The 12,190-nt window shown below is 68.1% G+C and carries 8 protein-coding genes; 3 read left to right on the top strand and 5 right to left on the bottom strand.

Annotated elements, in window-relative coordinates; genetic code table 11:
* Positions 1-227 precede the first annotated feature (227 nt).
* Positions 228-788 (bottom strand): fasciclin domain-containing protein, encoded by a 561-nt coding sequence (locus QRN67_RS02440; RefSeq protein WP_081270516.1) that lies wholly within the window; start codon positions 786-788, stop codon positions 228-230.
* A gap of 257 nt (positions 789-1,045) precedes the next feature.
* On the opposite strand from QRN67_RS02440, the gene QRN67_RS02435 reads away from it, so the two are divergent.
* From QRN67_RS02435 to QRN67_RS02425, 3 genes are all read left to right on the top strand, one after another.
* Complete coding sequence (locus QRN67_RS02435) at positions 1,046-2,650, top strand: efflux transporter outer membrane subunit (protein ID WP_285410245.1); 1,605 nt, start codon at positions 1,046-1,048, stop codon at positions 2,648-2,650.
* Between the two features lie 81 nt (positions 2,651-2,731).
* Entirely contained in the window at positions 2,732-3,919 is a 1,188-nt protein-coding gene (locus QRN67_RS02430) for an efflux RND transporter periplasmic adaptor subunit (RefSeq protein WP_285410244.1), read from the top strand.
* Between the two features lie 10 nt (positions 3,920-3,929).
* A complete protein-coding gene (locus QRN67_RS02425; RefSeq protein WP_285410242.1) occupies positions 3,930-7,022 on the top strand; it encodes an efflux RND transporter permease subunit in 3,093 nt (1,030 codons plus the stop codon).
* A gap of 70 nt (positions 7,023-7,092) precedes the next feature.
* Here QRN67_RS02425 and QRN67_RS02420 read toward each other — a convergent pair whose 3' ends face one another.
* The 4 genes from QRN67_RS02420 to acnD all read right to left on the bottom strand — a co-directional run bounded on the left by QRN67_RS02420 (position 7,093) and on the right by acnD (position 12,130).
* On the bottom strand, positions 7,093-7,335 hold the full coding sequence (locus QRN67_RS02420) for a hypothetical protein (RefSeq protein ID WP_285410240.1): 243 nt from the start codon (positions 7,333-7,335) through the stop codon (positions 7,093-7,095).
* Positions 7,336-7,401: 66 nt separating this feature from the next.
* Positions 7,402-8,265: an isocitrate lyase/PEP mutase family protein gene (locus tag QRN67_RS02415; protein WP_285410238.1), complete on the bottom strand. Its 864-nt coding sequence runs from the start codon at positions 8,263-8,265 to the stop codon at positions 7,402-7,404.
* A 39-nt stretch (positions 8,266-8,304) separates the two neighbouring features.
* Entirely contained in the window at positions 8,305-9,495 is a 1,191-nt protein-coding gene (gene prpF, locus QRN67_RS02410) for a 2-methylaconitate cis-trans isomerase PrpF (protein WP_285410237.1), read from the bottom strand.
* Between the two features lie 28 nt (positions 9,496-9,523).
* Positions 9,524-12,130: a Fe/S-dependent 2-methylisocitrate dehydratase AcnD gene (gene acnD, locus QRN67_RS02405; RefSeq protein ID WP_285410236.1), complete on the bottom strand. Its 2,607-nt coding sequence runs from the start codon at positions 12,128-12,130 to the stop codon at positions 9,524-9,526.
* Between the last annotated feature and the right edge of the window lie 60 nt (positions 12,131-12,190).

The raw sequence follows: 12,190 nt of genomic DNA, 5'->3' as shown, positions 1-12,190 counted from the left end.
GGCCGCCCTGGCCGCCCTGGCCGCCCTGGCCGCCCTGGCCGCGCTGACCGCACGAACGGCGGGCAAAAAAAAGCCCGCACGAAGGCGGGCTTCAAGGTGACCTGCTGGAGGAGGGAGGATCAGAGGATTGCAGGCCACAGGGAGAAACTTGAATATCGCTTGCGAACCTGCTTGCAACCTGACCTCGCCGGAATCTAATTTCCGGCTAATTCTTCTCCCGCGCTGCCTTACTTGGGCAGCAGCACCTTGTTCACGACGTGGATCACGCCGTTCGACTGGTAGACGTTGGGGATCGTCACCGTGGCGGTACCGCCCTTTTCGTCGGTGATCATGATCTTGCCGCCCTTTTCCTTGGCCACGAGCACGCCGCCGGCCACGGTCTTCAACTCGGCGGAGCCCTTGCCGGCCTTGATTTCCTTCTTGAGCTCGGCCGCGTCGAGCTTGCCCGACACCACGTGGTAGGTCAGCACGCCGGTCAGCGCGTCCTTGTTCTCGGGCTTGAGCAGGGTGTCGACGGTGCCGGCCGGCAAGGCGGCGAAGGCCGCGTTGGTGGGAGCGAACACGGTGAACGGGCCCGGGCCCTTGAGGGTGTCGACCAGGCCCGCGGCCTTGACGGCGGCCACCAGCGTGGTGTGGTCCTTCGAATTGACGGCGTTGTCGATGATGTCCTTGGTCGGCAGCATCGGTGCACCGCCCACCATGACCGATGCCGCGATGGCCGAAACGGCACCGGCGGACATGGCGAATGCGAGAGTGACGGCTGCGAGACGATGAAGTTTGCGTTGCATGGAAATGCTCCAGGTTGTTGAATGGACCCCCGTGAAAATCGCGGCGGCTGCGATCAGTACGGCGCCATGTGCACAACAGATTCGGCCCCGGCGATAAAAAAGCCGGCTGCGTCCGCCCGCACTTGACGCCGCGCCGATGCATTTCGCGCCGGGTAACACCAATTTCGTCGCGCCGGCCTCGCGGCACGAAGCGATTGCTGCGAGATTCACGAAAGAGTCAGGTCTCCCGGCGTTTCCGGGTGTACAACCGCTGCCCCATGCATATCCAAGAAAACAAAGCGTCGGAGGATCACCCCGTCGAGCCGCGCGCGGTTGCCGCGCGCCGGCTCGCCAGGTGGCCCGTTCAAGGTGCCCTGCTCGGCACCGCCCTGCTGCTGGGCGCCTGCGCGGTCGGCCCGGACTTCAAGACCCCGGAGCTGCCCGCCGCCGCCCAGGGGCCTGACTACACGCCCGCGCCGGTGCCCGCGCGCACGGCGCAGGCCGAAGGCCCGGCCGGCGAGGCACAGGAGCTGGTGGCCGGCCGCGACATTCCGGCCCAGTGGTGGGACGTGTTCCGCTCCGAGCCGCTCGACCGGCTGATCCGCGCATCGCTGGCCCAGAGTCCCACGCTCGCGTCGGCCCAGGCTGCGCTGCGCCAGGCCGAGGCCACCTACGAGGCCAGGACCGGCAGCCTGTGGCCGCAGGTCTCGGCCCAGCTCGGCGCGCAGCGCGAGCGCGCTTCCGAAATCACCAGCCAGGTGCCCGGCGGCCAGTTGCTCACGCTGTACAACGCCAGCGTCAACGTCTCCTACAACCTCGACGTGTTCGGCGGCACGCGCCGCCAGATAGAAGGCGCGCAGGCCGCCGTCGACACGCAGCGCTACCAGGTGGAGGCGGTGTACCTCACGCTCACCTCCAACCTGGTGACCACCGCCATCCGCGAAGCCTCGCTGCGCGCGCAGCTGCAGGCCGCGCGCGAAGTGCTGCAGGCGCAGACCGAGCAGCTCAACGTGATCGAAAAGCAGTTCGACACCGGCGCGATCCCCAAGTCCATCGTGCTGCAGCAGCGCACGCAGGTGGCGCAGACCCAGGCCACCCTGCCGCCCATCGAGAAGGCGCTGGCGCAAACCCGCCACCAGCTCGCGGTGTTCGCCGGCCGGCTGCCGTCCGAGGCGGGCCTGCCCGAATTCGACCTCGCCAGCCTCACGCTGCCGCAGGTGCTGCCGCTCTCGCTGCCCTCCGAACTCGCGCGCCAGCGGCCCGACGTGCGCGCCAGCGAAGCGCAGCTGCACCAGGCCAGCGCGGCCGTCGGCGTGGCCACCGCCAACCTCTATCCGCAGATCCAGCTGAGCGCGAGCTACGGCAACAACGCGCTGCGCGCGCGCGACCTGTTCACCGGCCCGACCACGCTGTGGAGCATCGGCGCAGGGCTCACGCAGCCGATCTTCAACGGCGGCGCATTGCGGGCGCAGCAACGCGCCGCGGTGGCGGCCTACGACTCGGCGGCGGCGCAGTACCGCAACACCGTGCTCGGCGCCTTCCAGAACGTGGCCGACGCGCTGCGCGCGCTGGAGCTCGACGCCATCGCGCTGCAGAACCAGGCCGCGGCCGAATCGCTCGCCAGGCAGTCGCTCGACCTGTCGACCGCGCAGTTCCGCGCCGGCGCGGTGAGCTACGTCACGCTGCTCACCGCGCAGCAGGCCTGGCTGCAGACGCACACCGCGCTGGTGCAGGCGCAGGCCGCGCGCTATGCCGACACCGCCGCGCTCTTCCAGGCGCTGGGGGGCGGCTGGTGGAACCGCGCCGAGCTGGCCAACGCGACCCTGGCGCCGACCGTGCCCGCCACGCCCGCTGCGGCAACCGCGGCCCCGGTCCGCAACTGACCCCATCGACCCCGCGGCGGCACCCCACTCCCCTGCCGCCGCGCCCAACCCCTCATCCATAACTCGAAGAGAAGCCTACCCATGACCCGGAGAATGATCATCATGATCGGCTGCGTGCTGCTGCTGGTCGCCGCGCTGGCGCTCGGCAAGTTCCTGCAGATCCGCGCGCTGATTGCGGCCGTGCCCAAGCCGGGTCCGCAGACCGTGTCGACCGCCGAAGTGCAGAAGCTGCAGTGGCAGTCGCAGTTCACCGCCGTCGGCACGCTCAACCCGGTGCGCGGCGCCGACCTGAGCACCGAAGTCGCGGGCCTGGTGCGCACCGTGCACTTCAAGTCGGGCCAGGACGTGAAGGCCGGCGCGCTGCTGGTCGAGCTCAATGCCGACTCCGACATCGCCCTGCTGCACTCCGCCGAAGCCGCCGCCGCGCAGGCCGCCACCGTGCTCAAGCGCGACCAGGCGCAGCTGGCGGTGCAGGCCGTGAGCCAGGCGCAGATCGACGCCGACACCAACGACCTGAAGGCCAAGCGCGCGCAGGTGGAGCAGCAGGCCGCCGTCGTGGCCAAGAAGTCGATCCGCGCGCCCTTCGCGGGCCGCCTGGGCATCAGCGGGCTCAACCCCGGACAGTACGTGAACGCGGGCGACAAGCTGGTCACGCTGCAGACGCTGGACCCGATCTACGTCGACTTCACGCTGCCGCAGCAGCAGCTCGCAGGGCTCGCGGTCGGCCAGGTGGTGAACCTCAGGGTCGACACCTTCCCGGGCCAGAGCTTCAGCGGCAAGATCAACGCGATCAGCCCCAAGGTGGACGCCGCCACGCGCAACGTGCAGGTGGAGGCCACCATCGCCAACCCCAGGCAGGTGCTGCTGCCGGGCATGTTCGCGAACGTGAAGATCGACATCGGCGGCATGCAGGAATACCTGACGCTGCCCTCCACCGCCGTGACCTACAACCCCTACGGCTCGACCGTGTACGTGGTGAAGCCGGCCGATCCGCCCAAGGCCGGCACGCCCGGCACGCCCGGCACGCCAGGCACGCCGGCACCGGCGAGCGCCACCGACGCCTCCGGCAAGCCCCAGCTCGTGGCGCAGCAGATCTTCATCGAGACCGGCCCGACGCGCGGCGACCAGATCGCCATCGTCAAGGGCCTGCAAGCCGGCCAGGTGGTGGTGAGCAGCGGGCAGAACAAGCTGAAGAACGGCACGCCGGTCACGGTGGACAACAGCGTCAAGCCATCGAACGACCCGGCGCCGACGCCGCAGGAAAAGTGAGGCCCCGCGCATGAACTTCACCGACATCTTCATCCGCCGGCCGGTGCTGGCGATGGTGGTGAGCCTGCTGATCGTGGTGCTGGGGCTGCGCGCGCTGGCGGGCCTGCCCGTCAACCAGTACCCCAAGACCGAGAACGGCGTGGTCACCATCAGCACCGCCTACTACGGCGCGGACGCGGCCACGGTCGCGGGCTTCATCACGCAGCCGCTCGAAGCCGCCGTGTCTCAGGCGCAGGGCATCGACTACCTGTCGTCATCGAGCAGCCTGGGCGTGTCGACCATCACCGCCACGCTGCGGCTGAACTACGACTCCAACCGCGCGCTGACCGAGATCAACACGCAGGTCAATTCCGTGCGCAACCAGCTGCCGCCGCAGGCGCAGCAGCCGGTGCTCACCGTGGCCACGGGCCAGACGACCGACGCGATGTACATCGGCTTCTACAGCGACACGCTGCCCAACAACAACGTGACCGACTTCCTGGTGCGCGTGGTGCAGCCCAAGCTGAACGCCATTGCGGGCGTGCAGACCGCGGAAATCCTGGGTGCGCGCACCTTCGCGCTGCGCGCCTGGCTGGACGCGCAGAAGATGGCCGCCTTCGGCGTGACCGCCACCGACGTGAGCGCGGCGCTCTCGGCCAACAACTATCTGGCCGCCGTCGGCCAGAGCAAGGGCCAGATGGTGAGCGTGCCGCTCACGGCCGGCACCTCGCTGCACAGCGTGGACGAGTTCAAGCAGCTGTCCATCAAGAGCAGCAACGGCGCCATCGTGCGGCTGCAGGACGTGGCCAACGTGACGCTGGGCTCGGAGAACTACGACTTCAACGTGGCCTTCAACGGCGTGCGCTCGGTGTTCATCGGCATCAAGGTAGCGCCGGAGGCCAACATCCTGGACGTGGCCAAGCAGGTGCGCACCGTGTTCCCCGACCTGCAGTCGCAGCTGCCCTCGGGGCTGACGGGCAAGATCGTCTATGACTCGACCGACTTCATCAACACCTCCATCAGCGAAGTGATCAAGACGCTGGTCGAGGCGCTGGTCATCGTGACGGTGGTGATCTACCTGTTCCTGGGCAGCTTCCGCGCGGTGGTGGTGCCCGTGATTGCGATGCCGCTGTCGCTCATCGGCACCTTCTTCATCATGCTGGTGCTGGGCTACTCCATCAACCTGCTCACGCTGCTGGCGCTGGTGCTGGCGATCGGGCTGGTGGTGGACGACGCGATCATCGTGGTGGAGAACGTCGACCGGCACATGCGGGAGGGCAAGTCGCCCATGCAGGCCTCGCTGCTCGCGGCGCGGGAGCTGGGCGGGCCCATTCTTGCCATGACGGTGGTGCTGGTGGCGGTGTACGTGCCCATCGGCTTCCAGGGCGGGCTGACCGGATCGCTCTTCACCGAGTTCGCGTTCACGCTCGCCGGCTCGGTGGTGGTGTCGGGCATCGTGGCGCTCACGCTGTCGCCGATGATGTGCTCGCGCTTCTTCAAGCCCGAGCAGGACAGCGGCAAGTTCGCGATGAAGATCGAGCACATCTTCGAGCGGGTGCACCACCGCTACCAGCTCATCCTGCGCAGCGTGCTCAAGACCTGGCCGGTGATGATCGTCATGGGCGTGATCCTGGTGGCGCTGCTGTTCGTGATGTTCAAGATGTCGAAGTCGGAGCTCGCGCCCGAGGAAGACCAGGGCATCGTGCTGTCGCAGGTGGTGGGCGCGCCCACGGCCACCATCAACCAGATGCAGACGTACGCCGACCAGATCTTCAAGGTCGCGCACGACACGCCCGAATACGCGCAGCTGTTCCAGCTCACCGGCGTGCCCAGCACCAACGCGGGCATTGCCGGCGTGCTGCTCAAGCCCTGGGACGAGCGCACCCGCAGCGCGCACGACATCCAGACCGACCTGCAGAAGCGCTGGAACGGCATTGCCGGCGCCAAGGTGGTGGCCTTCCAGTTCCCGGCGCTGCCGGGCGCCTCGGGCCTGCCGGTGCAGTTCGTCATCAAGACGACCGAGCCGTTCGAGAACCTCAACACGCTCGCGCAGCAGGTCATGGACAAGGCGCGCGCCGACGGCAAGTTCTACTACATCGACGCCGACCTGAAGATCGACCTGCCGCAGGCCACCGTGGTGGTCGACCGCGACAAGATCGCCACGCTGGGCATCACCCAGCAGGACGTGGGCAACGCGATGGGCGCGGCGCTGGGCGGCGGCTACGTCAACTACTTCTCGATCTCGGGGCGCTCCTACAAGGTGATTCCGCAGGTGCAGCAGGTCGACCGGCTCAATCCGTCGGATGTGCTCAACTTCTACATCAAGACGCCCAACGGCGTGGTGCCCGCGAGCACCGTGGCGAGCCTGAAGTACTCGGTGCAGCCGGAAACGGTCAACCACTTCCAGCAGCTCAACTCGGTGACCATCCAGGGCGTGCCCAGCGGCACCCAGGGCGAGACGCTGGAGTACCTGCGCGGCGTGGTGCAGCAGCTGGCGCCGAGCGGCTATTCGGTGGACTACTCGGGCCAGTCGCGCCAATTCGTGCAGGAGTCGGGCAACTTCGCCGTCACCTTCGTGTTCGCGCTGATCATCGTGTTCCTGGCGCTGTCGGCGCAGTTCGAGAGCTTCCGCGACCCGGTGGTGATCCTGGTGTCGGTGCCGCTCGCGCTCTTCGGCGCCATGATCTTCATCTTCTGGGGCTTCGCCTCGATGAACATCTACACGCAGGTGGGCCTGGTGACGCTGATGGGCCTCATCAGCAAGCACGGCATCCTGATCGTCGAAGTGGCCAACCGGCTGCAGAAGCAGGGCCTGAGCAAGCTCGACGCCATCGTCGAGGCGGCCGGCACCCGGCTGCGCCCGATCCTGATGACCACGGCCGCGATGGTGTTCGGCGTGCTGCCGCTGGTGATTGCCTCGGGCGCGGGCGCCGCCGGCCGCAAGGCGATGGGCATCGTGATCTTCAGCGGGCTGTCGATCGGCACGCTGTTCACGCTGTTCGTGGTGCCCGCGATGTACTTGGCCATCGCGGCGCGGCACCAGAAGGAAGACAAGGAAGACGAAGAGAAACGCAACGCCAACGGCGCGCCCGCACTGCCGGGCAGCGTGGCGCCGGAGGCCTGAGCGCCGGGCTCATCCATTCATCCGGCATGAAGAAGCCCGCAGTCGAGAAGGCCGCGGGCTTTTTTTTGCTTCAGTCGCAGCGGTAGAACACCTCGCCCTCGGAAACGCGCCTGGCCGGGTCTTCCGCCCCCTGGTTGGCCAGGAAGCGCATCGGCGCGCCGAAGTTGCGGCAGTAGTTCTCGGCATCCTGCGCGGTCGGCGACTTGAAGACGCCGTTGCCGAGCGGTGTGTAGCGAGGCGCCGCGCGAGTGACGCAACCTGTGGCCAATGCCGCGGCCAGGACGAGGACGGGAAGAGAAATGGAGGTGCGCATCGGAAAGGTCGGAGGCCGCACGACGAGCCGGCCGGAGATGAGGAACGGGCGACTGTAGCCGCTTCCTCAGCTCGCGTAGCGCTTTTCGAGCGCGTCCAGCTCGGGCTTGCCCACCAGCCGCTGGCGCTCGGCGAAGGGCACGACCAGCGCCGGGTCTTCGTCCACGCGCCTGGTCTCGCGCAGCACCGTCAGCGCCTTCTGCATGCCTGCGACCGCGCCCTGCAGCGCCGCATTGGCGTACAGCACGATGCCGTAGCCCAGGCCGGCCAGTTCCTCGGCGCCGAAGATCGGCGTCTTGCCGCCGATCACCATGTTCATGAGCTGCGGCTTGTTCAGCCGCTTCGGCAGCGAGCGGATTTCGTCGGCCGTGGTCACGGCCTCCACGAACAGGATGTCGGCGCCGGCCTCGCTGAACTTCTGCGCACGCTCGATGGCGGCCTCGAAGCCCAGGGTGGCGGCTGCGTCGGTGCGGGCCATGATGAGCAGGTCGGCGTCGGTGCGCGCATCGACGGCGGCCTTGATCTTGTTCACCGCTTCCTCGGTGGAGATCACGTCCTTGCCCGAAAAATGACCGCAGCGCTTGGGCGCGACCTGGTCCTCGAGCTGGATGCAGTCGGCGCCCGCTCGCTCGAGCACGCGCACCGTGTGGCGCACGTTGAGCGCATTGCCGAAGCCGGTGTCGGCATCGACGATCAGCGGCAGGCCGACCGCGTCGCGGATGCGCGCGGTGTGGTCGGCGATTTCGTGCAGGCCCATGAAGCCCTGGTCGGGCAGGCCGAACCACATGTTGGTGACGCCCGCGCCGGTGACGTAGATGGCTTCGAAGCCCAGGTCTTCGATCACGCGCGCCGACAGTGCGTTGAAGGCCCCCGGCACCAGCACGCCGCGGCGCGCCTCGGCCAGGGATCGGAGGGTCTTGCGAGTCGACATCGGTTTTTCCTGTGTATGAGTCGATGAAAAAAGGAGAGGTCAGATGGCGTCGCCGGGCACGCGTACCCAGCCTTCCATCAGCACGCGGGCGCTGCGGCTCATGACCGCCTTGGTCACTTGCCATTCGCCGTCCACCTTGCTCGCCTGCGCACCCACGCGCAAGGTGCCCGAAGGATGACCGAAGCGCACGGCCTCGCGCTCGCCGCCGCCGGCCGCAAGGTTCACCAGCGTGCCCGGAATGGCGGCGGCCGTGCCGATGGCCACGGCCGCCGTGCCCATCATGGCGTGGTGCAGCTTGCCCATGGACAGCGCGCGCACCAGCAGGTCGACATCGCCCGCGCCCACCTGCTTGCCGCTGGAGGCGGTGTAGCACGCGGGCTTTGCCACGAACGCGACCTTGGGCGTGTGCTGCCGGCCGGCCGCTTCGCCGATGTGCCTGATGAGGCCCATGCGCACCGCGCCGTGGGCGCGTATGGCCTCGAACCTGGCCAGCGCGGCGGGGTCGCCGTTGATCGCGTCCTGCAGTTCGGTGCCGGTGTAGCCGATGGCTTCCGCATTGACGAAGATGGTCGGGATGCCGGCGTTGATCATCGTTGCCCGCAGCGTGCCGACGCCCGGAACCTCCAGTTCGTCGACAAGCTGGCCGGTGGGGAACATCGCACCGCCAGCGCCCTCTTCTTCCGCCGCGGGGTCCATGAATTCGAGCTGCACTTCGGCCGCCGGGAAGGTCACGCCGTCGAGTTCGAAGCCGCCGGTTTCCTGAACCTCGCCGTCGGTCATGGGCACGTGCGCCACGATGGTCTTGCCGATGTTGGCCTGCCAGATGCGCACCACCGCCACGCCGTTGCGCGGAACCCGCTCTGCGTCGATCAGGCTGTTGCTGATGGCGAAGGGCCCGACGGCGGCCGAGAGGTTGCCGCAGTTGCCGCTCCAGTCGACGAAGGGCTGGTCGATCGACACCTGGCCGAACAGGTAGTCCACGTCGTGGCCCGGCCGCTCGCTCTTCGAGAGGATGACCGTCTTGCTCGTGCTCGAGGTGGCGGCGCCCATGCCGTCGATCTGCTTGCCGTAGGGGTCGGGGCTGCCGATGACGCGCAGCAGCAGTGCGTCGCGCGCCTTGCCGGGCACCCGGGCCGCCTCGGGCAGGTCCTGCAGGCGGAAGAACACGCCCTTGCTGGTGCCGCCGCGCATGTAGGTGGCGGGAATCCTGATCTGTGGTGCGGAAGCCATGATGCGTGTGATTGTCGGTTCTGTCGGTTCAGGAGGCCGCGGAGGCAGCCTTGGTAGAAGCCAGGAAGTCCTGCGCGAAGCGCTGCAGGACGCCGCCGGCTTCGTAGATCGACACTTCCTCGGCAGTGTCGAGTCGGCAGGTCATGGGCACGTCGAGCCGTTGGCCGTTGCGGCGGTGGATGACGAGGATGAGCTCGGCGCGCGGCTTGCGGTCGCCGGTCACGTCGTAGGTCTCTGTGCCGTCCAGGCCCAGCGTCAGGCGGTTGGTGCCGGGCTTGAACTCCAGCGGCAGCACGCCCATGCCGATCAGGTTGGTGCGGTGGATGCGCTCGAAGCCCTCCGCCGCAATGGCTTCCACCCCCGCCAGCCGCACGCCCTTGGCGGCCCAGTCGCGCGACGAGCCCTGGCCGTAGTCGGCCCCGGCCACGATGATGAGCGGCTGCTTGCGCTGCATGTAGGTCTCGATGGCCTCCCACATGCGCATGACCTGCCCTTCCGGCTCCACGCGCGCCAGCGAGCCGTCCCGCACCGTGCCGTCGGCGTTGCGCACCATCTCGTTCCTGAGCGTGGGGTTGGCGAAGGTGGCGCGCTGCGCGGTGAGGTGGTCGCCGCGGTGGGTGGCGTAGGAATTGAAGTCTTCCTCGGGCAGGCCCATCCTGTGCAGGTACTCGCCGGCCGCGCTGTCCATCATGATCGCGTTGGACGGCGACAGGTGGTCGGTGGTGATGTTGTCCGGCAGCACCGCCAGCGGACGCATGCCGCTGAGCGTGCGTTGGCCGGCCAGCGCGCCTTCCCAGTACGGCGGGCGGCGGATGTAGGTGGACGCGGCGCGCCAGTCGTACAGCGGCGTCACCTTCTCGCCGGTGTCAGGCTGGATGGCGAACATCGGTTCATACACCTGGCGGAAGTGCTCGGGCCTGACGCTCGACTTCACGATGGCGTCGATCTCTTCGTCGGCCGGCCAGATGTCCTTCAGGCGAATCTCCCTGCCGTCGATCACGGTCAGCACATCTTTCTCGATGTCGAAGCGCACCGTGCCGGCAATGGCATACGCCACCACCAGCGGCGGCGAGGCAAGAAACGCCTGCTTCGCATACGGGTGGATGCGCCCGTCGAAGTTGCGGTTGCCCGAGAGCACGGCCGTCGCGTAAAGGTCGCGCTCGACGATCTCCTGCTGGATGACGGGGTCGAGCGCGCCCGACATACCGTTGCACGAGGTGCAGGCATAGGCCACCACGCCGAAACCGAGTTTTTCCAGCTCGCCCATGAGGCCGGCTTCCTGCAGGTACAGCGTCACGGCCTTGGAGCCGGGCGCCAGCGACGACTTGACCCAGGGCTTGCGGGCAAGGCCGACGCGGTTGGCGTTGCGCGCCAGCAGGCCGGCGGTGATCACGTTGCGCGGGTTGCTGGTGTTGGTGCAGCTGGTGATGGCCGCGATGATCACCGCGCCGTCGGGCATGCGGCCCGGCTCGTCCTTCCACGGCGCGGCAATGCCACGGGCCGCGAGGTCGGCGGTGGCCACGCGCGCATGCGGGTTCGAAGGGCCGGCCATGTTGCGCACGACCGTGGAAAGGTCGAACTGCAGCACGCGTTCGTACTGCGCGTCTTTCAGCGCGTCGGCCCACAGGCCGGTGTGCCTGGCGTAGGTCTCGACCAGCCGCACCTGCTCGTCGGCACGGCCTGTGAGGCGCAGATAGTCGATGGTCTGCGGGTCGATGGCGAACATGGCCGCGGTGGCGCCGTATTCGGGCGCCATGTTCGAGATGGTCGCGCGGTCGCCGAGCGTGAGGCTCGAGGCGCCCTCCCCATGAAACTCCAGGTACGCCCCCACCACCTTCGACTTGCGCAGGAACTCGGTCAGCGCCAGCACCACGTCGGTGGCGGTGATGCCAGGCTGCGGCCGACCAGAGAGCTTCACGCCGACGATGACGGGCAGGCGCATCCAAGAGGCGCGGCCCAGCATCACGTTCTCGGCCTCCAGCCCGCCCACGCCGATGGCGACAACGCCCAGCGCATCCACGTGCGGCGTGTGGCTGTCGGTGCCGACCAGCGTGTCGGGGAAGGCCACGCCGTCCTGCGCATGCACCACGGGCGACATCCGCTCCAGGTTGATCTGATGCATGATCCCGTTCCCCGGCGGTATCACCTCCATGTTCTTGAAGGCCAGCTTCGTCCACTCGATGAAGTGGAAGCGGTCTTCGTTGCGCCGGTCTTCGATGGCGCGGTTCTTCTCGAAGGCATCGGGGTCGAAGCCGCCGCACTCCACCGCCAGCGAATGGTCGACGATGAGCTGCACCGGCACCACCGGGTTCACCTGGGCCGGGTCCCCGCCCTGCCGGGCAATGGCGTCGCGCAGGCCGGCCAGGTCGACCAGCGCAGTCTGGCCGAGGATGTCGTGGCACACCACGCGTGCAGGGAACCACGGGAAATCGTGTTCCCTCTTGCCCTCGACGATCTGCGTCAGGCTCTGCCGGAGGATGGCCGGATCGCAGCGGCGCACGAGGTTCTCGGCATGCACGCGCGAGGTGTAGGGCAGCGTGGCCCAGGCGCCCGGGCGGATGGCCTCGACGGCTTCGCGCGCGTCGAAATAGTCCAGCGAGGTGCCGGGAAGCTGCTTGCGGTATTGCTTGTTCATGGGGCGGCGCTCGGGCCCGCACATCGCGTGCGGACCTGCTTTCTCTCTTGTCTCTTCTCG

It is taken from the genome of Variovorax sp. efr-133-TYG-130, assembly GCF_030208835.1.
Taxonomy (GTDB): Bacteria; Pseudomonadota; Gammaproteobacteria; order Burkholderiales; family Burkholderiaceae_C; genus Variovorax.
Note: the sequence above shows the minus strand (reverse complement) of the source record. Positions and strands in the feature narration are given on the sequence as shown.

Excerpts from the sequence above, each read along its gene's own strand:
- QRN67_RS02440 (WP_081270516.1), bottom strand. The coding sequence starts at position 788 with ATGCAACGCAAACTTCATCGTCTCGCAGCCGTCACTCTCGCATTCGCC.
- QRN67_RS02435 (WP_285410245.1), top strand. The coding sequence starts at position 1,046 with ATGCATATCCAAGAAAACAAAGCGTCGGAGGATCACCCCGTCGAGCCG.
- QRN67_RS02430 (WP_285410244.1), top strand. The coding sequence starts at position 2,732 with ATGACCCGGAGAATGATCATCATGATCGGCTGCGTGCTGCTGCTGGTC.
- QRN67_RS02425 (WP_285410242.1), top strand. The coding sequence starts at position 3,930 with ATGAACTTCACCGACATCTTCATCCGCCGGCCGGTGCTGGCGATGGTG.
- QRN67_RS02420 (WP_285410240.1), bottom strand. The coding sequence starts at position 7,335 with ATGCGCACCTCCATTTCTCTTCCCGTCCTCGTCCTGGCCGCGGCATTG.
- QRN67_RS02415 (WP_285410238.1), bottom strand. The coding sequence starts at position 8,265 with ATGTCGACTCGCAAGACCCTCCGATCCCTGGCCGAGGCGCGCCGCGGC.
- prpF (WP_285410237.1), bottom strand. The coding sequence starts at position 9,495 with ATGGCTTCCGCACCACAGATCAGGATTCCCGCCACCTACATGCGCGGC.
- acnD (WP_285410236.1), bottom strand. The coding sequence starts at position 12,130 with ATGAACAAGCAATACCGCAAGCAGCTTCCCGGCACCTCGCTGGACTAT.